This window comes from Floridaenema flaviceps BLCC-F50 (assembly GCF_041929275.2).
GTDB classification, from domain to species: Bacteria; Cyanobacteriota; Cyanobacteriia; order Cyanobacteriales; family Aerosakkonemataceae; genus Floridanema; species Floridanema flaviceps.
Genome location: NZ_JBHFNR020000003.1, coordinates 38,792 through 59,113 on the forward strand (window position 1 = coordinate 38,792; position 20,322 = coordinate 59,113).

Consider the following 20,322-nt stretch of genomic DNA (forward strand, 5'->3'; position numbering starts at 1 on the left):
TTAACTATTCCTGATTGGGTTCAGGAGCAGGAATATAAATCACAGAACGTCCTCTTTTCTTGTCGCTGCGTTGCCAACCTATGCCCTCTGGATCTCGCTTTCTTGTCCAATTTGTAAATCCAGCAGGGTCTTGATCTTTATATGTCTCTCTTCGGATTGAGCTAAGGCTGCGTTTTAAGCGTTTTGCGAGTTCTTCTAAAGTCAATTCCCTATTTTCAAGAACAGTTTTTTCTACCACATCTTCTGCGGGTTTGAGTGCTGGTAAATCTAGGTTGGGAGAAGGGATAGACTTATCAGCAGTAGTCGTAGATTGCTCGATAGTACTAGCACGCGATGCAGTTGGATTCACCAATTGATTGCTGTCAGTAGATTGTCCATTACGACTTGCTAGTTCTAAGGTTGGCTCTGGTATTTCGGTTGGCAGTTCTAATCCACTTCTCAAATGATCGATTAACTCTTTGAGCTTATCGCCCTGATAGAACTGAAGTAACTTCTCAGCTGCCTTCTTGGGATTGTCCATTCGGATAGGCTTGGAGCGATCCTTAATCCCCAGTAGGTCTTTGACGTGCCGATTGAGTTCGCGGCTATAAGCTGGTTCTTTATCCTCATCATCGGGAATTGGGTTAGTATAAATGTACTGGTTAATCCTTAACCCAATCAGATCTCGTTTGTCCACGTACTCTCGTTCTTCTGCGGCCAGATTATTGGGGTCTTTTATGTCACGCCCTAGCAGTGCGGCAATTTCTATGGCTATTAGTCCTCGATCCAGTAATTCTCCTATGGCTGGAATGGCTTCTGCTGCTCGGTTTGCAGCACGGAGGCGTTCTTGATGGCGATTTCCTAACTCCTCTGCCATTCCGCCTTCAAGTCGGGATGGATTAGTTATGTATTTTCCTGTCTCATCCCGTTCCTTTTCTTGAGCTTGGTAAATGATTGCCCGAAACTTCCTTTGCACTTCAGGATCGGCCTGTAGCACTCGGTCTATGGTTTCTACGCTTGTTTCTAAACCATTAGGGCGTTTAGCGGTAATAAACGCTCGAAAATTTTCAGAATCAGTGCCTTTGGTATAGCGGCAGTAGTAAGGGGTGACAACTCCCTTGGCAACATACAGACATTCCCACAGCTTGTTGTCGATAATTTCTTTGATAAAGCCGGGAATTTTGTCAACAAAGGCTAAATCTTTCCCAATTCCAGAGGCGATACCATCAGAGATTAGAAAAGCTCGGACTGCTTTATCGTGTTGATCTGTTGGTAGTTGCTCTTGATCGGATAAAACCTTCTGGATAACTGCCGTTTCTGGAATACTAAGTTCGCTCGGATCGATAATTTTGGCATCTGCGTGGTTCATAGAGCCTCCTTTCCCTTAATTTTGTTTGCCTCAGCAATGCGATCGCAAAGCCATTGATAGATGTTTTCCCATCCTTTGTGACCAATAAATTCACCCCCTCGAAATTTTTTTGCTTGTTTCGCTTTAGTATGAATCTCTTTAACTTTGGCTTTTTTCTCTTCTTCAGTGGCATTGGGGTAGAGAATGCAAGCCAAACGATAGGCTTTCTTGTTAGCTTTATCTCGAACAAATTCAAGCTTTTCATCATCGAGCCAATTGGCGTATTCAGAGGGAAACCTTGAGGAATAGGGGGTGTCGAGAAATTATGATTGATGGGCGTTTTCCTTGGAACTGCCTGATACTCTTGGTAAAGAAGATTGAACAGTGGTCGATCCTTCATCAACAACTGTGCTAGATGAGCGGGTGTTTTACTCCAATGCCGCCAAATCTCTTTATTTTCAATTGCCCATTCCGCAACAGCAGTAAACTCTGTAGCAATCTCTTCGCTGTCTACAATGTGGCTTCCTAATTCTCCAGTTGAGGCAAGCGGCTCAAATGTAGAGATAATTGGATCGCTGCCTTCATCTCCATCCTCTGAGTCCTTGTCGTTAGAAGTTTCTTCTTCCTCTCTCTCTCGGACAACATGGGCAACCTCATTCAAGGCATCTAATGCTAAGTCCCTCAGTGTTGGATGCGCCGGAATCAAAGTTTCCACTGATTCTGGGGCTTCTACAGGAAAAAGACGGAGCAATCGTCCCAGATCTTGCATAAAAGACAAAGGAGCGCGAATGTTAGTTGCATGGATTCGGTATTTGAGGCGATTTATGGAAACGCCTTCTCCCAGCATCGAAACGCCAATAATCCAAGACTTTGCTCCTACACCAGTTTCAGATGCGAACCGTTCAATTAGTTCGCTAGGATCTTCGCGGAAACTTAAACGCGAATTTGGATTTGGATCATCTTCTTTGGACACGATAACCAGAGCATCCTCGCCTGTGATGCGGCGTATGCGTTCTTTCATCTTTCGAGCAGCGCCGATTGTAGGAACTCGCACGTAAGTAGCACATTCGGGAAGACCCTTAGCGCGATCGCGCTGCATTCGCTTGTGCGCCCACAAAATCGCCTCCTTGACCCAATCACCATCAATATAGATAGCCGTGTTGAGGGCATCGGTTAATTCTTGTTCATCTGTAGTGTCTGTAAGAGTCTTACCCTCATAGACATAGCGATCGCGACGGTAGGTAAATTGCCCATCCATTGTTACAAACGAAAATGGAGGAATTATTGCATCCTGTAAGGCATCTGCCAGAGTGTACCGAAAGTCAGGAACACATTCAAAAGTGTTGTCCCCTACTGGTATATACGTGAGCCAATTTCCTAAAATCCTGTTGCCGTCTGAGCGAAAGGGCGTTCCAGAAGTCATCAGTCGGTGCGATACGATCCTATCCGAAAGGGCAATCTCGCAAGCCTGACCAAAAGCAAGTTTTTCGCTTGCATGGTGAACTTCATCCAGAATGGCAAATACCTTGCCAGCTAAAGTTTTTTGTAGAGCGGTTGCCAACCACTCAGCGTTGCCAGAGTATGTTAACCATTGATAGTTCACTACCAATCCTTGATATCCTTGCTGCAATAACTCTTCTGGGGTTGGTAGCCGCCCCAAGCTTTTTACTGTACCTGAGTAAAAAAGCTTGATACCAAAAAGCTTTTGTGCATCAACAGCATACTGTCGCTTGAGATGCTCCGATGGAACCACTACTACAAGAAATCGCCAACCAAAAACCTCCTTTAGCGACTCGTAAATATATAGACCTCCACCTGTTTTTCCCCCCGAAGTACAAACTTCGGCTAGAAAATTCCGTTTTCCTTTTGTTTGATATTCTCTCGTGCATCGAACTTGCCAGTCTCTAGGTATGAATGCCATTATTTGTTCCTCACTGATAAGATTGCAGTATGTATTTCACTCGTAGCTCAAAAGTATTCCGTATCTCAAAAGTAGCACAGATGTATCTCGGTGGTCATGTCAAAAACAGGGAAAGATAAAGCTATATCGGTCAGATTGTCTCAAGAGATGCTAGAGGCTCTTGATGCGCGTGCCGTGTTGGACGAAAAAGACAGGACTCAGGTGATTAGGGAGGCGATCGCGCAACATCTAGGGTTATCCCTCGATCCTGTAGAAGAGAGGATTGCAACATTGGAAGAGCGAGTGGATGAGTTAAGTCGGTTGGTAGCCGTCTGTTTAGAGCGGTTCACGGGCGGGAATGCCCGTTAGCGATCAAAGAAACAATTTGTCTCTTAGGAGCGACTGAAGTAAGGGTTTATAGGCAAAGCAGACAACGAAAGATCAAGATGGTAATTGTTGAGAAGTAATCCTTCGCCACCATTTAACTTGCCTTGTCGTCTTCACATGGTTGAAAGTATTGGCTAACCACAGGAATAACTGATTTAAACCAGCGAATGTGAAAGACGGTTTTGCCGTGTCCCCGCGCCGTGTCAATTACTGTTTCGCCATATTGCTTCCCGATTTCGGTCAAATGATAAACGACGCGAGGCTTGCCTTTGCTATTGATTGACCGTTCGGCTACTTGCAAACCAGAATCAATCAAGGCTTGATTAACCTTTTGTCCTGACGGAGCTTTTGTCCAGTTCATCTTCAATGCGATCTCCTTACCTTATTGATAAATCAGCAATCTTGCGGTACAAGCGGCAGTTGCAAAAATTGACTAAAACCTTAAGTTATGCTAAATTAAAAGAACGCAAAACCTTATGCCGCAAGAGCTTGAGCTTCTTGTGGTACTGGTAAGGGACACCAATCCGTTACCAGGTGAGGTCACAAAAAGAAAGTGACCTACAAACTAGCGGGTTTTTCCCGGTGGTTGATTAGGGCATAATGTGATCTCCAAAAAAAACTCCAAACATGGTTTTTAGGCTTAGCTAATCAATGCGTCGCCTGAAACAAGGTTTAGTTTTTTTGAGAGTGGTGGGAGTCGAACCCACAAAAACCCTGAGCAGGTCATATCCAGTTGGCATCTGGATGCGTTTACCCTTCCGCCACACTCTCTCACAGTATTTAACGCCGAATCTTTGAATGGCTAGTTCCAAGATTCGGCGTTAATCTTTTGAATCTTTTTGTGAAATTGACTCGATCACATAACGACCTCTTCCAGCTTTTTTCCACCCCTTTTTGTCTGCTCCTGTTCGTAATTCCGCACCAATCGAATTTCTGGCACGAGTAAATTCCTCCTTGGATTCGGTTTGATAGACAGCGAAAGCGATCTCAACAGCCCTCATCGGTCTCTGCTCTTGCTTTAGGATTGACAGGACAATATCAGTCATTGACTGGCCTTTGAACTGGGGCTTCAACATCTCCATTGGAGGACGCTCACTTTCTGTGGCAGAAAGCATATATTCGCCCTCTTCCTCATCATCTTCATTAGAAGTATCTACATCAAAATAGGCGGGCATTAAGGATAACTGCCTTGACTGTAAACTCCCATTTTCAGGAGAGCGAGCCTGGACTTCTTGAGCTTGTTGGGCTTGGCTTAAACTAGAAGATTCCTCATGAGAATCTCCATCTGCTGCTTCTGAGCTATCTTTGGATAGCCATCTGAGTAGCCCATCAAAGTAAGCAATATTACGCTCCACTAGTTTGAGTTCTTGCTGAGTTTGCTTAAGCTGTTTCTCAAGCTCAGTACGTCTTTCTACTTCCTTGGCTAGTTGTTCCTCAAAGATTTTTTTAGTTCGCTCTTCGGCAAGGTCGTAAGTCATTAATGCTCACCGCTTTCTTGTGAAAGTGATTTTATGTACCGCCTTCATTTCTAAGGTACAGCATAAAAACAAGTTTTGCAAGGTTTAAAAGCTTTATGAGCGCGTCCTTGGATGAAATTACCTTAACTAATATTTAAGTTGAAAATGATAACATATAATGATTAAAAATTAGAAAAAATGTCAATTTAACTACAGTTTGTTTCAAAATTTAATGGTTACAAAGAAACTCAATCTTTGCGATCGCTTGCAACCAGTTTAAGCAGACAATAAGTTTGTGGTGCTTACTCTATTGATTTTATTTCTCTTCTCTTCACACTTCTATAAAAAAGAAGTTTTTAAATGTCCACCAGATCTGTTCGCATTCCTTTCAACCGATGTGGCACTCTGTAAGCAGATGAATTTCATCTGCTTAGGTCAGGGACAATTTGTCCTTGATATTGATCCATTTCCAAAGCCGACAATTTGTCGGCTAAAAATTTGCAATACGCTGCAAAATCAAATAGCCAAATCCCTTGGGACTTCATCTGCATTTTCGCTCCCCACGACCCACAGGAGTTTGGGCTTCGCTTCAGTCTTATTTGTGAGGGGGGTCGAGCGATCGCATTCTCCAGATCAAGCTAAACAAGGGAAACGATCGCAAGGTGTTCGCATAACAGTTATCACCTTTTTCTAAATCAAACTCTATAAGGAAAAGCGATCAGTTGCACTGATGTTACCGCCTATAAGTAAGAGCAAGTTTAATCTTGACAAAATATAAATAGTGTGGTATAAAAACTCACTCCGATAGCAGGAGAGTTCCCCCATCGAACAATCAAGGGGTACTCATGGCAAGATTATGGTTCCTATTTAGACTCACGGCAAGGTCATGGTTCCAAGCGTCTAAAATATAGTTGATTCCACCTAACCACAGAATCACGGTTTGAATCACTGTAGCGGCAAAGTTATGATTCCTGTAGCGGCAAAGTTATGGGTAAAGTCACAGTTTTACTGTCGATCGCCATACTATTTTGTCCGCCTTGGCATTTCGGTTGACTACAAAAAAGCGATCGCATCTCTATCAAGTAGTCATTAAACCGTGACAAAATCAGCAGCAGCAATCAGATTAAAGCTGGTTCCAGCCACTCTCGACGGTTAAAATAAACAATATTAATTGTTTGCACAAAATTATATGACGCTGAAACTTAACTTTACAGGTTCTACCGATGTGGGACTGATTGCTTCTACTAATAAAGATGCTTACTATATAGACCCGGAAGGGCGATTTTTTATAGTTGCTGATGGTAATGGTGGTTATGAGGGAGGAGATGTAGTCAGTGGCATTGCTATCCAAAAAATTCCAACTTATTTGTCAGAAAAGTGGCTATCTTCTAGAGATTCAGATAAATTATTAGAGTTCGCTTTTTTAACAGCTAATGAAGCAATTTTGCAGGAACAGCAAGATCGTCCAGAACTTGCTGACATGGGAACTTCTGTGGTTGTGGTAATTTTTCGTTCTCCAGAGTCGCCTATTTGTGCTAATGTTGGAAATTGTCGATTGTACCGCTGGCGCGAATCGCAACTAGAACAAATCACAGAAGATCATACTTGGGTAGCTAAAGCTATCAAAGCAGGAGATATTACCCCTGAAGAAGCGAGGGTTCATTCCTTCCGCCATTTGGTATTGAGTTGCTTGGGACGCGAAGAAATAGCTTCTCTGAAGATACAGCCAGTAGATTTGAAAGTTGGCGATCGCTTACTATTATGTAGCGATGGACTTACCGAAGGACTCACTGATCAAAATATTGCTGACTATCTCCAACAAGCATCAACTCTCGAAGAAGCAGCATCATCTCTGATTGCAGCTGCAAAAGAGAAAGGTGGAAAAGATAATATTACTGTAGTTTTAGTAGACTTGCTGGAATCTGATTAGATTTTTTGCGAAGGTCTGAGATATCCGATTTTTTACCACAGATATCCACAGATAAACACGAGATTTACACAGATGGATTATGGATATTATCTATCTTTGCCAGAGGTCTATTGACTGGAGCAAAATATTCCCGACTTCTGGCAAAATTCGGGTATTTAAAGCATCCATTCCAAAATAATTCCTATTCGATTATCCTTTCTTTGCCTAGCATTCTGTTTTTGAATATCTGTAGATAAGCGAATATTTTCCGTTAAAGCATAACCTACAGAAATAGTAGTCAAACCCACCTCTTCACTAGTACCAGGAGACACCCAACTTTGAGTTAAAGAAATATCGCCTGCGCCAGTGCGAGAGAACACAAACAACAACTTTGCACCAACATTTAAACCACTAGTATTGTATCTATCAGTATCTATATGACGATAACCAATTACCGGGGCAATATTAATGTAACCACCCAAAGGCAAAATATAGTAACGTAAATCTCCACCGTAAAGAGAGTAATCACCATCAAAGGAAGTGTTATACTCGCCACTTAAAGTTAATCCGGTTTTTCCCAAAAATATATCTTCTACCCCGACTTTAATTCCTGAAGAGCGATCGTCCGAAGTATACTGAGAATAACCTAACCGCAACCTCGTCCGAAAACTTGGGTCATTTCTAATACTCTCCAAAACATTAGGAACTTTCCGCATCCAGCGCCGCAATACCGGGCTATTTTCAATAATTTCTGGACTTAAATCTAAATCTCTTGCTGAGGAGTTAGGCGTTGCTGTTTCTGGAGTTTGGGGAGTTTCCTGAGTTGGTGCAGTTTCAGGGGTTGGTTGAGTTTCTGGAGTTTGGGGAGTTTCCTGAGTTGGTGCAGTTTCAGGGGTTGGTTGAGTTTCTGGAGTTTGTCCCCAAACAGGTGTCGCCACCAGAGTTAAACAACCGCTAATTAATACAAACCAGTAGTTTAATTTCATCTTGTATGAATTTTAGGAGGTAAGTAGCTAGTAGTTGGTAGGGGTAATTTAAGAAATTAGATTGAAGATTTTGGATAGGAATTATAGCAGATTTACTCGGATGACCAAATTCCCATTACCAACTACCAACTACCCACTACCAAATAAATACATTACTGCATTATTGCTAAAAAAAACGGTTCCGCTAGTAGCAGAACCGTTATAATCAAGGAGCAACTAATGAAAATTTATTTGACTGTTCCTTGCAAAGATGTTACATCAATTGGTTTAATCAAATACAGCCGCAATAATTGCCAACCATTAGAAATGTACAGAGGTAATTTCCGCAGCAATTGCAGGAATTTTGGCTGATTGGAGTTAACTATTTCGGTCAGTTTGGCATTATTTTGGACACAAACATCCAAACGCTGATAGAATTCTGGATTATTGACATCCAACATTACTGGGAAGACTCTGCCAGCAGTTTCGTTGGTCTTTTCAATCACGTAGATATCATAATCCCGTGCATTTAGACCAATCGCCGCATAGAAATCAGCCCGCTGAATGTCATTGAGGAACATGGTAGCAAATACCGACAGCAGGAAGAACCGACACCAGAGTTTTGCTTTCCAGTCGTTCAAAGTGTCCGGTTGCGCTTTCATTATTGCGTCAAAGAAGTCGCCGTGACGGTTTTCGTCCTGACACCAGTTTTCAAAGAAGCGGAAGATGGGATAAACTCGGTCTTCGGGATGGGCTTCTAAGTGACGGTAAATGGTGATATAGCGCCAGTAACCAATCTTTTCGGAAAGGTAGGTGGCGTAGAAAATGAATTTTGGTTTAAAGAAGGTGTATTTCCGGCTCTTTGTCAGGAATCCTAAGTCTAAGGACAAGTTAAAGTCAGACAACGCTTTGTTGAGAAATCCTGCGTGACGTGCTTCATCCCGTGACATCAGGTTAAAGCATTCCGCCAAAACCGGACTTTTATCTTTTAAGCGTCGTCCAAGTTCTTTGTAAAGTAGGAATCCAGAGAACTCAGCAGTACAAGAACGTTCTAGGAACTCAACGAACAACCTGCGAGTTTCCCCGTCGATGTGATCCCAGGATTGTTCAAATTCTGCATCCCGGACAAAGTGATGGCGATTATAGTCAGCACGGAATTCTTCTAAAATCGCTTGCAGTTCGTCTTCGTTGGGTGAGATGTCCATCCGCGCCATTTCGTCAAAGTCAGTGGTGTAAAACCGAGGCGTGAGGATGGTTTCTTTTGCCGGAACTTTTATTCCTGGGCGTAATTCTTCAAAACTGGGTTTCTTAAGGGAATCTACCATAGGTATCTCTGTTTTTTGATCTGTAAGATCGATCGCTGCTGATGCGACGCTTGTTAGGGCATGGGTTTTAGTCTACCAAGGTATCGCCTCTCTTAGATGAGCGATCGCGTTAAGACTTGCAACAATGTATCAAGTTTTGTTACAAATAACTGCTACCAAAGGTACACCAAACACTCAATAACAAAATAACTATCATAAAAAAATGGACGATCGCAAAATAACTAATTCAGCAATGAATAACGTTAACAGTAACGTTGGTAATAATGTTGGCACTAGCTACATACTTTGGTTAGCTTGCTTGCTACAACTACACGGTTTACACCGCATCTATAACCGCAAAATGTTCACAGGCGTTATTTGGCTGTGTACCTTTGGCTTATTTGGAATTGGACAATTTATTGATTTATTTCTGATTCCGGGAATGGTAGAAGAACACAACTTAAAACTCCGAGGCAAATTCGGTTATGCACCTAATCTAATACCATTCAATCAACCAGCCGTTTCCCAAACTCTCCCCTTAAACCGTGACCAACTAATGGTTAAACTAGTCAAAACCGCAGCTGCTAGAGGTGGCAAACTTTCCGTTACTCAAGCAGTTATGGATACAGGTATGACTTTTTCGGAAATAGAAGGCGCATTAATGCAATTAGTCAAAGCTGGTTATGTAAGAATTGATAACGATCCCGTTACTGGTGTTGTAGTGTACGAATTTGTAGAACTGTGACAGATCCCCGACTTCTTCAAGAAGTCGGGGATCTAGAATCTCTAGCTTGCCAAACTAATTTCTGACTAGCCACTTTTGGGCATTTAAACGTTGGACAACGCCAAACACCAGTAAATCTAAACTGACTTTCCGTTCATCAATCAAGAAAGGTTCAAGAGTGCTAGGTTTACCTTCATTTTCCGAATAGGAAAAACCTTTTTGTCCGTTAATGTTTTCAGACAAGAAATACACGCGGAATTGACGTTTACCATTACCCCAGCTACCAATAACTTGCCAACATTCCGGCTGTGTTGCATAGCCAATAACAGGGATTTTTTGCTTCTCCAACTTTAGCTCTAAATCCTGAACGCCTTGTTTAGCTAGGGACTTTGTTAATGCGGGAAAATAATCTTGGGGAATAAACTCAGCAAAAGGTTTATCTTCAACTGCGGGGGCTTTTTCCTTTTTCGCAGCCGCAGGTTTTTTCGCAGCTTTTTCCTCATCTACCGTCTTTTTATCACCTACCGCATTCGGATTTTGTTCGGAACTAACTGCGTTAGGATCGGGTGCATTAGCACTAGGGATATCTGTCGCTACAGGTGAGTCAGTGCTGGGAGCATTTTCTTCGGAAACAGTAGGAGCTTGCTGTTCTACAGTGCTAGGAGCTACTTCTCCCGCTTCATTGTGATTGGTTTCTTCTGCCATAACTTCAGTTCAACCTTTAATTTACGATCGAGAACTCTAATTCAGCTGAGCAATTTCACCAGCTAAAAGGCAAGACACATATTTTTACAATATCTAATAATCTGCAATAAAGGGACTGGGGACTGGGGACTGGGGACTGGGGACTGGGGAAGTTTTGAGTTTTGAGTTAGGGAGAAAGTTCTGAGTTTTGTGCCCCTCTGCCCCTCTGCTCCTCTGCCCCTCTGCCCCTCTGCCCCTCTGCTCCGAGAACTCAACCGCCAGCTACAGCGGGAACGATGCTTACTTCGTCGCCATCTTTTAAGGGTGTGGTTTTTCCATCCAAAAATCTGATGTCTTCGCTGTTGACGTAGAGGTTTAAAAAGCGGCGAATTTGTCCATGTTCGTCACATAAACGTGATTTAATGCCGGGACAAGTTTCGTCTAAAGAATCAATTAATTCTTCGATACTGTCTGCGCTGCATTCTATAGTTGCTTGCTCGTTGGTAAACTTTTGCAGGGGTGTGGGAACTAAAACTTTAACGGACATAGTTAATTCGGTAATTGGTCATTGGTGATTATTAATGGGTAATTGGTGTTTCTTGGCACCGATTACCCATTATCTATTAGCACGATCGCAAAACGCAAAAAGCTAATACTTATACAAGCACTTGTTGCCACGAGGCGTTCTAAATCTGTAGGGTGCGTCAGAAGCTTAAAATTAGTGCGCCTCGCATAAATTTGAATTGTCTGACGCACCTTACTAAATCTAGCTGTCAACTTGCGTTAATAATTATACAAGTACTTGTTGCCAGTCGAGGCGTTCTAAGGTGCGAGAACGTTCCAAAGCACGCTCGAAACTGTCTAATTTTGGTTCAATTGTTAAAGGTTCGCCGATGTAACCTTGAACTGCTTCCTGAGTTTTCAAACCGTTTCCGGTAATGTAAACTACTGTGGTTTCTTCGGGGTCAATTTTACCAGCTTCGACTAATTTTTTCAGGACGGCAATTGTGGTTCCGCCTGCGGTTTCGGTGAAAATACCTTCGGTTTCTGCCAGTAGCTTCATGCCTTCTACGATTTCGGCATCGTTGACTGATTCAATGTTACCGCCTGTTTTCCGCGCCACTTCTAAGGCGTAGATGCCGTCTGCTGGGTTGCCAATTGCGATCGATTTTGCAATTGTACTCGGTTTTACTGGTTGCACAAAGTCCCGATTTTCCCGGAAAGCTTGAGCAATAGGCGAACAACCGTCAGCTTGTGCGCCGCTAAATCTCACACTCTTATCCGCAACCAAACCGACATTAATAAATTCTTGGAAACCTTTGTAAATCTTGGTGAACAAAGAACCAGAAGCCAAAGGCGCAACTATATGATCTGGTAATTCCCAACCCAGTTGTTCGGCGACTTCGTAACCTAAAGTTTTGGAACCTTCGGAGTAGTAGGGACGCAAATTAATATTGACAAATCCCCAACCTTGTGTATTTGCCACTTCACAGCAGAGACGGTTTACTTGGTCGTAATTTCCTTGGACTGCCATTACGGTAGGGCCATAAATCAGTGTACCCAGGACTTTTCCGGCTTCCAAGTCAGCGGGGATGAATACGCAGCAGTCGAGTCCGGCGTGGGCTGCGATCGCAGCTGTAGAATTAGCCAAGTTACCAGTGCTCGCACAAGAAACCGTAGTAAAACCCAACTCACGAGCGCGAGTCAAAGCCACCGATACCACCCTATCTTTGAAGCTGAGGGTAGGCATATTGACCGCATCGTTTTTAATATAAAGCTTTTTCAAACCCAGGCGACGAGCCAAACGATTCGCACGCACCAGAGGAGTCATCCCAGTTCCCACATCAATGGGGTTATCAGTTTCCACAGGCAAAAATGCCCGATAACGCCAAATCGAATTTGGGCCAGCTTGAATAGTTTCGCGAGTCACAGAACGACGAAGAGCATCGTAATCATAAGCCACTTCCAACGGGCCAAAACAGAATTCGCAAACGTGAATTGCCTTGGCTTCGTATTCAGCACCACACTCTTTACACTTCAAACCTTTAACGGTGCTTATCTTTCCTTGGTTTTGGGTTGTAATTGCCTGGGTCATGATCTTGCTCTCTCTCGCTCTGAAAATCTGCCGAACTATCAACTTTTTGGAATGCTATCACGCCCTGAAAATCACGTCAAACATACCCGACTTTTTTTGTCGGGTTTAAAATTCTTAAGTTCGTTGTACCCACTTCAGTGGGAGTAGCGCTAAAGCGCTCACAACAAACCGTTCGTTGTTCCCACTTCAGTGGGAAGAGCGCTAAAGCGCTTACAACAAACTTTTTGGCAGGGCGTAATGCTTTAAAATGCTTCTCCGATGAAAGTGAAAGCTGCCCAATCTTTTGGATGAGGGCGAGTTTTCATAATAGTTAACATTGCCTGACGTAACGCTTGCGCCTTATTCGGATTTGTCCTCATTTGCTGATAAAATTCCTTCATTAAATCAGAGGTTGGGGCATCAGGAACCGCCCACAAAGAAACAACAATGCTGGGTGTTCCCGCAGTAATAAAAGCGCGAGATAATCCAACTACTCCATCACCTGTAAGTTTTCCTCTCCCAGTATCACAAGCACTTAAAACTACTAAGGAAGCTTTCAATTTTAAATCGAGTATTTCATCAGAAGTCAGCAAACCATCTTCTTTTTCGTCGGGTGTAAATGCTAATGCACCCGGTACTCCTGCACGATATTTTCCTTGCAGTTCTCCATAATCTAAAAGTCCGTGTGTGGCGAAGTGAATAATGTTAGCTTGAGAGATTTGAGATTTAATTGTTGCTTCTTTAGCTTGAGAACCAATTAAAGGTTGAGTATTGAATAATTTACCAATTTCAATTGCTTCTTGTTGTGCTCCTGGTAAAGATGGTAATTGTTCTGGTGGTTCACCTATTTTTAAGGTTAAAGATGGCATGGTTGGATTACCGACAATTAAATTTTGGAAACTCTTTTCTCCTGCACCTCTGCTTTGCTGCATTTCTGCTTTTTTAGCATGAGTTAATTCTAAGACTTGAATCGAGGGTGCGGTGAGAATTGTATGTTTTTCGATTAAATGTTTGCCAATTTCGTCTTGTAAGGCGACGAAGGGAACTAAGAATAACTCTGATTGGGGTACGAATATAACATGATTATTGGGATCTGTTGGGAGTAAATCGGCTATTGGTTTGATTAGTATGTAGTGGAGTTTTTGCAGGCGTTGTTTTTCGTTAACTCCGGGTTTGGGGACGATGATTGCAGTTGCACGACCTCTGACACCAATAGAGTCACGAGTGTTAGTAACAAGTTCTCCAAGGGAAGTGTTTTGTTGTTGCCATAAAGGTTTGAGATCGACTTTGCGGAAGTTGACTTCACCTGTGGGTTTGATTACCCAAATGTACAATTCTGATTCTTTCGGTTGTTCTTTTCCTTGAATTTTGAAATCCTCAAAAATAATTGAATATTGTACTAAAGTGGCATTTTGCTTTTGGGCAATTTGTTTAATTTGGGCAATTGTTGGATTTAAAGATGCAGCAGGGATGATTTCTTTGGGGTTAGCTGAAAGTCTTCTGGTGAGTAATTCGACAAAAGCTCTGCCTCTACCTCGTTCGGAAATTTCTAATGCTGTTGTGGTTTTATTTTGGGCAATTAGGACTTTTTGTAAAATGCGGTAGGTACGAGCTTGTTCCTCAAAAATAGACACTTTGTTAGCATCGTCGTCACCTAATCTCTCTCGGAGAGATTCACTAACTTCAATTCCCTGGAATAGGGTTTTCTCTGCTTGGGCTAAATTTCCAGATTCGTAGAAAGCTGCACCCAAATTATTTAAAGCTGCTCCTTCACCTCGACGATCAGCAATTTCTCGTGCAATCGCTAAACTCTGTTGGTAATACTCAATCGCTTTGCGGTCGTCTCCCAAAGAATAGTAAGCAATACCCAGGTTTCCCAGTGCTATTCCTTCACCCCTACGATTGCCAATCACTCGTGCAATCGCTAAACTCTGTTGGTAATACTCAATCGCCTTGTGGTAGTCTGCCAAAGAACCGTAAGCATTACCCAGATTTCCCAGAGATTGTCCTTCACCCCTGCGCTCGCCTATTTCTCGTGCAATCGCTAAATGCTGCTGCTGGTAATCGATCGCTTTGCGGTAGTCTCCCAAAGAATCGTAAGCAATACCCAAATTTCCCAGTGCTGCTCCTTCACCTTGGCGGTCGCCAATTTGGCGTGCAATCGCTAAAGTCTGCTGCTGGTACTCGATCGCTTTGCGGTAGTCTCCCAGGGAATGGTAAGCAATACCCAGATTTCCCAGTGCATTTCCTTCACCTTGGCGATCGCCAATTTCTCGTGCAATCGCTAAACTCTGTTGGTAATACTCGATCGCTTTGCGGTAGTCTCCCAAGGAACGGTAAGCACCACCCAGGTTTCCCATAGATCGTCCTTCACCTCGACGATCACCAATTTCTCGTGCAATAGCTAAACTCTGTTGGTAATACTCGATCGCTTTGCGGTAGTCTCCCAAGGAACGGTAAGCAACACCCAGATTTCCCAGTGCATTTCCTTCACCTTGGCGATCGCCAATTTCTCGTGCAATCGCTAAACTCTGTTGGTAATACTCGATCGCTTTGCGGTAGTCTCCCAAGGAACGGTAAGCAACACCCAGATTTCCCAGTGCATTTCCTTCACCTTGGCGATCGCCAATTTCTCGTGCAATCGCTAAACGCTGCTGCTGGTACTCAATCGCTTTGCGGTAGTCTCCCAGAGAATCGTAAGCAAGACCCAAATTTCCCAGTGCTGCTCCTTCACCTTTGCGATCGCCAATTTCTCGTGCAATCGCTAAACGCTGCTGCTGGTACTCAATCGCTTTGCGGTAGTCTCCCAGAGAATCGTAAGCAAGACCCAGATTTCCCAGTGCATTTCCTTCACCTTTGCGATCGCCAATTTCCCGATAAATAGCTAATGCCTGTTGAAAAGACTGCAATGCTTCTCTAAATTTACTGGTTTGATACTGCTGAGCACCTTGCTCTAAAAGTCGATCTGCTTCCGCTTTGTGAGGGTTATTTTGTTGTTGAACTGTTGAAAGTACTTGCTGAACTGACTGTTCGAGTCTCGGATCTTTGAGTTCCCTGGCAATGGCTAAACTCTGCTGCAAGGAATCTAACGCTTTCTGGTAATCTTCCAGAGCATTGTAAGCAAGACCTAAAGTTATGAGTGCTGCTGCTTCATGCTTGAGATCGCCTATTTCCCGATAAATAACCAATGCTTCTTGCCAAGACTGTAATGCTTCTCTATGTTGACTATTTCTAAGCTGCTGAAACCCTTGCTGTAAAAGTCGATCTGCTTCAGCTTTTCTTTCACTATTCGTCTGCGCCAAAACTTTTGGCACTGGCAAACTTGTCAACGAATAGAAACTAATAGAAGTATCTGCAAAAACAGTGAGTAAAGCAATAAATGTAGCAATTGAGAGTTTTGGTAAACGCATAGCGGTTAATTAAAAAGCTCCTCAGTGGCATATATATCTAGCACCTGAGAACTTATGCAGTTAAAAAGATTTTCCCAAAAGTATAAATTATTAACCCCTCTCTGTCATCCGCAATTTCTTTCAAATCCCCTTGCCAAGGAGATTTAGATTCAAGTCCCCCTTGCTAAGGGGAATTTAGATTCAAGTCCCCCTTGGTAAGGGGGATAATGGGGGATCTTTTTCGCTGAAATCTTGCACCTGCGATTGCGAGCCCGCCTGCGAATCAATTCCCTGGCTAATAGCAGTACGGGCGGGTTTTGTTGTGAGATTCTCTGTGAGAAACAAAATATACTTTCTAAACCCGCCCCTACAACAAGTGGACTGAAAACAAATGAATTTCACATATTTTTGCGAAGATTTAGATAAACCTAGTTCGTTGTTCCCACTTCAGTGGGAAAAGCGCCCAAGCGCAACAACGTACTTGTATTAACCGCCACTCACAGGGGGAATAAACACCAGTTCATCGCCGTCTTGCAAAATTGTATCCGGTTCTACAAACTGAAGATTGACACCAAAACGAGTAATTTCCCGCCATTGAGCAAGTTCTGGATGTTCGGTAATGATGTTTTCTAATACTTTGCCCACAGAAGTTTCTGAGGGAAATTCTCGCACTAATTCCGGTACGCCGTAAGCTTCTTGATAGGCAGCAAACAATTTAATTGTAATAGTAATTTTATGTTGAGTCATATTACACTTAGTTAAGTATTGCTGATTTGTTTTTAGCTGGGATAAGCTAGAAAATAAACATTATATTATATAATTAACCTAGCGAAGCTAACTTAATGGTATTTATCTAGTAACTAATTCTAGGAGTAGAGAAGGAAAGTTATATGGGAAAACCTGAATTTGAAAGGCTTCCGGTTTATCAAGTATCGGAAAAGTTGGCTAACGAAATTTGGCGGTTAGTGCAAGATTGGAATGATTTTGATAAGGATTCTCTAGGTAAGCAAATAATTATTTCGGCTGATTGTATTGGAGCAAATATCGCTGCGGGAACTGTGCAAGAGCAGCAAGATAATCAACAGTTGGTGCGGCAAGCTAGGGGTTGTTTATATGAGACTATTCATGCTTTGCGATTGGCTTGGAATCGGAAGTTAATTACGCAGGAGCAAGCTAGTAAAATTAAGCCAATTATTGATGAATTGTCTTCTAAGCTTAGTGCTTACTTGAAATCTTTGGGTAGTTGAGTTTGAATATAGGGATGGTGCGTTAGCGCCAGCGTAACGCACCCTACAATGTTGCCTTTCCCTATTCCCTATTAACGCAAGTTGCTAGTTGTTAATTCTTTCGGAGTTCCCCCCTTGAGTAAGGGGGGTTAGGGGGGATCTTCGGCTGTGATTACTATGTTTAGATCCCCCCAACCCCCCTTAATAAGGGGGGCTAAGAAAGAGCCAAACTTATAACTAGCAACTTGAGTTATTAATATATTTGTTCGATGCGGCGGAAGTCTCTTTCTACTTCTTGCCAGAGGGAACGGTTGTGGGGGTCGATTTTTAGGGCTTTTTTGAGATAAACTCTGGCTTTTTCTAGTTGTTTACGATCGACAAAATGCCGACCTGTACGCTGATAAGTAATAGCCTGCCACTGACGCACTTCTAAATCTTCGGGGAGACGTTGGGCTAATCCTTCGACTAGGGCGATCGCTCTCGGATACCTTTGATCTCTCAACAAAACCTGAAGTTGATTATAAGATTGCCACTTTAACTTTTGTTCTTCTGGTGAGAGCGGCGGTTGAATCTCAATAGTTTTTACTTTATTAGTCTTAGTTACTTTGGCTTGAGGCGGTGTCGATACCTTTTGTTGACTTTGTTGACTCGCCGTTGACTGGGGAGAAACTTCTGGTTCCTTGACATTTTCCATCAGGAAGTCATAAGCTTCCTGAATAGCAATAAACTTGTCCTTCGCTTGTCGATCGTCACGATTAACATCAGGATGATATTTTCTTACCAAGCGACGATAGGAAGCTTTAATTTCCTCTCTAGAAGATCCCGTATTTAGTCCTAATGATTTATAACAATCTGCCAGATTCATGGAAGTAACTATAAAACTTACGCCGATAATAGCAAAGGCTGGGATAAAGATCAGCTGGTGTTCTGGGAAGCTAACCATAATAACCAGAAATTCAAGGTAGTTGGTTATAAAAATTGGTTAAGAAAAGCGTCTTTTTGGCTCAGACAGATTGACAATGTAAATATAGACATATTTTTGCGGATTGGTAAGCTATTATTTTCTTGGTTTTGAGCCGATGACAACATTTCAATCCAGGGAAGCTCTAGAAGCCGGACGGAAGTATTTAGCTAAGGGTGCGATTCCTGCTGATAGTCTGCGTGACGTGATTTATCGAGCTTGGGAAAGATCTCACATTCAAGGAGCAAATCCCCAGGCTTTGAAAGCAGAAAAACTCTCTAAATTAGATACTCAGCGGTTACTAGAACAGCAAGATCCTCTGATTTGTGCGGCTCGTCCATACATGAAAATACTATCCCAAGCTGCGAAGTCCGATCGCCATGCCGTAATGCTTAGCGAACAAAACGCGATCGTATTAGATGTTGTTGGTGACGAACAAAGTGTCAATGGTCCCGAAAGAGTTCCCGATCCTGGATCTTTGCTATCAGAAGCGGTAGGTGGTGCTAACGGCATTGGAACTCCCTTAGCCGAAAATAGCTATGTGGAAATCGTAGCCGCAGAACATTTTATTGCAGGCTTTCATCCCTTTACTTGTCAAGGAATACCCTTACGAAATGACAAACATCAAGTCATTGGTGCATTAAGTATTTCCGTTCGCCAACGGGAAGTCGGACAACGGCTCAAAGACATCTTAATTTGTGCATCTCACGGTGTTGAAGCCGAAATGCTATTCCGACGTTTGGAAGCCGATGTTCGTAGCGTAGTGACGACTAATCCAGAAAATGCTCAACCATTAGATAATTTGTATCAAGATATAGTTCAAGCACATTCTGCGGCACGTCTCCGACTAGAAATGACCTCTCGTTTAGTAGCGGGAAACAAATTTGATTATGCCAAACAATTACTCCACCAAGCTGAAGAATTAATTCAGTTATTTCGGCATCGAGCCACACTTTGGCGTAATCTAGCTTCCTTTGCAGAAACAGAACAAATGCAACCTATTTGTTTAAGTGATGCAGTTCAGGAATTAGTTGATTTATTAGCGACAGAAACCAAAATTCGAGAAATTGAAATTATTATCCAAACTGAGGAGGAAGTTTGGGTAGAGGCAGATTACCAAATCTTTTTCAAAAATCTTTTTCATTATTTCTTGCGGGCTTTTGAACTGGTAGGTTCAGGTGGGTCAGTATTAGTAAAAATCTGTAAAATACCAACTTTAGGTTTAGGAGAAATTACTATAACACCAATTCCTGCACTGAATATGGTTCGATCGCAGCCGCATCCTTTTATTCTGAGAATACCAACACTAAGGAAAATTTATGAATATCAGTAATCAAGTAAAAGGTAAAATTCTTATTGCTGACGACGATGATGATAACCGCATCTTACTTTCTATTTTCATCGAGAGCGAAGGGTGGGAGGTTATAGAAGCACAAGATGGTCAAGAAGCTTTGGAAAAGGCAATAAAAGAACAACCAAACCTTATTTTATTAGACAACCGAATGCCCAAGTTAACTGGGACAAAGGTTTACGAAAAATTATGTGAGCAAGGAATGAAATTTCCGGTTGTTTTGCTGACAGCTTACGCCGATATCGAAGAATTAGCTGATTCTTTGGGGATTTGCTATTACTTAAACAAACCTTACGATCTTTCCAATTTAATGGCGATTATTAATAAGTTTTCTGGGGAGTCAATGTAGGGTGCGTTACACTGCGTTAACGCACCGAATCCTGAATTGATGGTGCGTTACTAATTAGGGCTTGCTGAAAAAGTCTGTTGGTGAGGGTAGGGACACGGCATCATTAATATTTGCAACTCCTACGTTATCTTTTGAATGCCGTGACCCTACAATTTCCCCCAAAAAGGCAAGGTTTTTGCACTAAAAGATTGTGATAGCCTTGCATTTATTGTGGGCAAAAAATGGCTAAAACCTTTGCATATCTTACCTTTTACCTTTTTGAAGCAAGCCCTCATTAGGGCAAGAGTGTAGGGTGCGTTAACGTAGAATTGATGG

The 20,322-nt window shown here is 42.5% G+C and carries 19 protein-coding genes and 1 tRNA gene; 6 read left to right on the top strand and 14 right to left on the bottom strand.

Annotation, left to right across the window (positions count from 1 at the left end):
* Positions 1-4: 4 nt before the first annotated feature.
* Both ACE1CI_RS29255 and ACE1CI_RS29260 read right to left on the bottom strand, forming a co-directional pair.
* A complete protein-coding gene (locus ACE1CI_RS29255) occupies positions 5-1,348 on the bottom strand; it encodes a hypothetical protein (protein ID WP_413262955.1) in 1,344 nt (447 codons plus the stop codon).
* Positions 1,305-3,248, bottom strand: a complete 1,944-nt coding sequence (locus ACE1CI_RS29260) for a DEAD/DEAH box helicase family protein (protein ID WP_496615909.1) — start codon at positions 3,246-3,248, stop codon at positions 1,305-1,307. The genes ACE1CI_RS29255 and ACE1CI_RS29260 overlap by 44 nt, the downstream gene beginning before the upstream one ends.
* Positions 3,249-3,344: 96 nt before the next feature.
* On the opposite strand from ACE1CI_RS29260, the gene ACE1CI_RS29265 reads away from it, so the two are divergent.
* Positions 3,345-3,596: a ribbon-helix-helix protein, CopG family gene (locus ACE1CI_RS29265; RefSeq protein WP_413262953.1), complete on the top strand. Its 252-nt coding sequence runs from the start codon at positions 3,345-3,347 to the stop codon at positions 3,594-3,596.
* A gap of 112 nt (positions 3,597-3,708) precedes the next feature.
* Here the strand turns inward: ACE1CI_RS29265 and ACE1CI_RS29270 are convergent, their stop codons facing one another.
* From ACE1CI_RS29270 to ACE1CI_RS29285, 4 genes are all read right to left on the bottom strand, one after another.
* Positions 3,709-3,975 (bottom strand): hypothetical protein, encoded by a 267-nt coding sequence (locus tag ACE1CI_RS29270; protein WP_413262952.1) that lies wholly within the window; start codon positions 3,973-3,975, stop codon positions 3,709-3,711.
* 321 nt (positions 3,976-4,296) lie between these two features.
* A tRNA-Gly gene (locus ACE1CI_RS29275) sits at positions 4,297-4,385 on the bottom strand.
* Between the two features lie 50 nt (positions 4,386-4,435).
* Positions 4,436-5,092 (bottom strand): hypothetical protein, encoded by a 657-nt coding sequence (locus ACE1CI_RS29280; protein WP_413262951.1) that lies wholly within the window; start codon positions 5,090-5,092, stop codon positions 4,436-4,438.
* Positions 5,093-6,033: 941 nt separating this feature from the next.
* Positions 6,034-6,189 (bottom strand): hypothetical protein, encoded by a 156-nt coding sequence (locus tag ACE1CI_RS29285; RefSeq protein ID WP_496615910.1) that lies wholly within the window; start codon positions 6,187-6,189, stop codon positions 6,034-6,036.
* A gap of 77 nt (positions 6,190-6,266) precedes the next feature.
* Between ACE1CI_RS29285 and ACE1CI_RS29290 the strand changes: the two genes are divergently transcribed.
* A complete protein-coding gene (locus tag ACE1CI_RS29290) occupies positions 6,267-7,001 on the top strand; it encodes a PP2C family protein-serine/threonine phosphatase (RefSeq protein WP_459564021.1) in 735 nt (244 codons plus the stop codon).
* Between the two features lie 155 nt (positions 7,002-7,156).
* Here the strand turns inward: ACE1CI_RS29290 and ACE1CI_RS29295 are convergent, their stop codons facing one another.
* Positions 7,157-7,966, bottom strand: a complete 810-nt coding sequence (locus ACE1CI_RS29295; RefSeq protein ID WP_496615911.1) for a hypothetical protein — start codon at positions 7,964-7,966, stop codon at positions 7,157-7,159.
* Positions 7,967-8,193: 227 nt separating this feature from the next.
* Positions 8,194-9,270 carry a magnesium-protoporphyrin IX monomethyl ester (oxidative) cyclase gene (gene acsF, locus ACE1CI_RS29300; RefSeq protein WP_413262948.1) on the bottom strand — a complete coding sequence of 359 codons (1,077 nt, stop codon included), beginning with the start codon at positions 9,268-9,270 and terminating at the stop codon, positions 8,194-8,196.
* 202 nt (positions 9,271-9,472) lie between these two features.
* Between acsF and ACE1CI_RS29305 the strand changes: the two genes are divergently transcribed.
* Positions 9,473-9,994 carry an NINE protein gene (locus ACE1CI_RS29305; protein ID WP_413262947.1) on the top strand — a complete coding sequence of 174 codons (522 nt, stop codon included), beginning with the start codon at positions 9,473-9,475 and terminating at the stop codon, positions 9,992-9,994.
* A gap of 54 nt (positions 9,995-10,048) precedes the next feature.
* On the opposite strand, the gene ACE1CI_RS29310 is transcribed toward ACE1CI_RS29305, so the two are convergent.
* The 5 genes from ACE1CI_RS29310 to ACE1CI_RS29330 all read right to left on the bottom strand — a co-directional run bounded on the left by ACE1CI_RS29310 (position 10,049) and on the right by ACE1CI_RS29330 (position 16,867).
* Complete coding sequence (locus tag ACE1CI_RS29310) at positions 10,049-10,678, bottom strand: DUF2996 domain-containing protein (RefSeq protein ID WP_413262946.1); 630 nt, start codon at positions 10,676-10,678, stop codon at positions 10,049-10,051.
* Between the two features lie 250 nt (positions 10,679-10,928).
* Complete coding sequence (locus ACE1CI_RS29315) at positions 10,929-11,204, bottom strand: MoaD/ThiS family protein (RefSeq protein WP_496615912.1); 276 nt, start codon at positions 11,202-11,204, stop codon at positions 10,929-10,931.
* A gap of 243 nt (positions 11,205-11,447) precedes the next feature.
* Entirely contained in the window at positions 11,448-12,752 is a 1,305-nt protein-coding gene (gene thrC / locus ACE1CI_RS29320; RefSeq protein WP_413262944.1) for a threonine synthase, read from the bottom strand.
* 242 nt (positions 12,753-12,994) lie between these two features.
* Positions 12,995-16,141, bottom strand: coding sequence for a tetratricopeptide repeat protein (locus tag ACE1CI_RS29325; protein ID WP_496615913.1), 3,147 nt, complete (start codon positions 16,139-16,141; stop codon positions 12,995-12,997).
* A 465-nt stretch (positions 16,142-16,606) separates the two neighbouring features.
* Positions 16,607-16,867 (bottom strand): MoaD/ThiS family protein, encoded by a 261-nt coding sequence (locus ACE1CI_RS29330; RefSeq protein WP_413262915.1) that lies wholly within the window; start codon positions 16,865-16,867, stop codon positions 16,607-16,609.
* A gap of 143 nt (positions 16,868-17,010) precedes the next feature.
* Between ACE1CI_RS29330 and ACE1CI_RS29335 the strand changes: the two genes are divergently transcribed.
* A complete protein-coding gene (locus ACE1CI_RS29335) occupies positions 17,011-17,367 on the top strand; it encodes a four helix bundle protein (RefSeq protein WP_413262914.1) in 357 nt (118 codons plus the stop codon).
* A 232-nt stretch (positions 17,368-17,599) separates the two neighbouring features.
* On the opposite strand, the gene ACE1CI_RS29340 is transcribed toward ACE1CI_RS29335, so the two are convergent.
* Positions 17,600-18,211, bottom strand: coding sequence for a J domain-containing protein (locus tag ACE1CI_RS29340; protein ID WP_413262917.1), 612 nt, complete (start codon positions 18,209-18,211; stop codon positions 17,600-17,602).
* A gap of 214 nt (positions 18,212-18,425) precedes the next feature.
* On the opposite strand from ACE1CI_RS29340, the gene ACE1CI_RS29345 reads away from it, so the two are divergent.
* Together ACE1CI_RS29345 and ACE1CI_RS29350 are read left to right on the top strand one after the other, a co-directional pair.
* Positions 18,426-19,640 (top strand): GAF domain-containing protein, encoded by a 1,215-nt coding sequence (locus ACE1CI_RS29345; protein ID WP_413262913.1) that lies wholly within the window; start codon positions 18,426-18,428, stop codon positions 19,638-19,640.
* On the top strand, positions 19,627-20,007 hold the full coding sequence (locus ACE1CI_RS29350) for a response regulator (protein WP_413262912.1): 381 nt from the start codon (positions 19,627-19,629) through the stop codon (positions 20,005-20,007). Before ACE1CI_RS29345 ends, ACE1CI_RS29350 begins: the two co-directional genes overlap by 14 nt.
* The last annotated feature ends 315 nt before the right edge of the window (positions 20,008-20,322 follow it).

Coding starts and splice junctions, on each gene's coding strand:
- ACE1CI_RS29255 (WP_413262955.1), bottom strand. CDS start 1,348: ATGAACCACGCAGATGCCAAAATTATCGATCCGAGCGAACTTAGTATT.
- ACE1CI_RS29260 (WP_496615909.1), bottom strand. CDS start 3,248: ATGGCATTCATACCTAGAGACTGGCAAGTTCGATGCACGAGAGAATAT.
- ACE1CI_RS29265 (WP_413262953.1), top strand. CDS start 3,345: ATGTCAAAAACAGGGAAAGATAAAGCTATATCGGTCAGATTGTCTCAA.
- ACE1CI_RS29270 (WP_413262952.1), bottom strand. CDS start 3,975: ATGAACTGGACAAAAGCTCCGTCAGGACAAAAGGTTAATCAAGCCTTG.
- ACE1CI_RS29280 (WP_413262951.1), bottom strand. CDS start 5,092: ATGACTTACGACCTTGCCGAAGAGCGAACTAAAAAAATCTTTGAGGAA.
- ACE1CI_RS29295 (WP_496615911.1), bottom strand. CDS start 7,966: ATGAAATTAAACTACTGGTTTGTATTAATTAGCGGTTGTTTAACTCTG.
- acsF (WP_413262948.1), bottom strand. CDS start 9,270: ATGGTAGATTCCCTTAAGAAACCCAGTTTTGAAGAATTACGCCCAGGA.
- ACE1CI_RS29305 (WP_413262947.1), top strand. CDS start 9,473: ATGGACGATCGCAAAATAACTAATTCAGCAATGAATAACGTTAACAGT.
- ACE1CI_RS29310 (WP_413262946.1), bottom strand. CDS start 10,678: ATGGCAGAAGAAACCAATCACAATGAAGCGGGAGAAGTAGCTCCTAGC.
- ACE1CI_RS29315 (WP_496615912.1), bottom strand. CDS start 11,204: ATGTCCGTTAAAGTTTTAGTTCCCACACCCCTGCAAAAGTTTACCAAC.
- thrC (WP_413262944.1), bottom strand. CDS start 12,752: ATGACCCAGGCAATTACAACCCAAAACCAAGGAAAGATAAGCACCGTT.
- ACE1CI_RS29325 (WP_496615913.1), bottom strand. CDS start 16,141: ATGCGTTTACCAAAACTCTCAATTGCTACATTTATTGCTTTACTCACT.
- ACE1CI_RS29330 (WP_413262915.1), bottom strand. CDS start 16,867: ATGACTCAACATAAAATTACTATTACAATTAAATTGTTTGCTGCCTAT.
- ACE1CI_RS29335 (WP_413262914.1), top strand. CDS start 17,011: ATGGGAAAACCTGAATTTGAAAGGCTTCCGGTTTATCAAGTATCGGAA.
- ACE1CI_RS29340 (WP_413262917.1), bottom strand. CDS start 18,211: ATGAATCTGGCAGATTGTTATAAATCATTAGGACTAAATACGGGATCT.
- ACE1CI_RS29345 (WP_413262913.1), top strand. CDS start 18,426: ATGACAACATTTCAATCCAGGGAAGCTCTAGAAGCCGGACGGAAGTAT.
- ACE1CI_RS29350 (WP_413262912.1), top strand. CDS start 19,627: ATGAATATCAGTAATCAAGTAAAAGGTAAAATTCTTATTGCTGACGAC.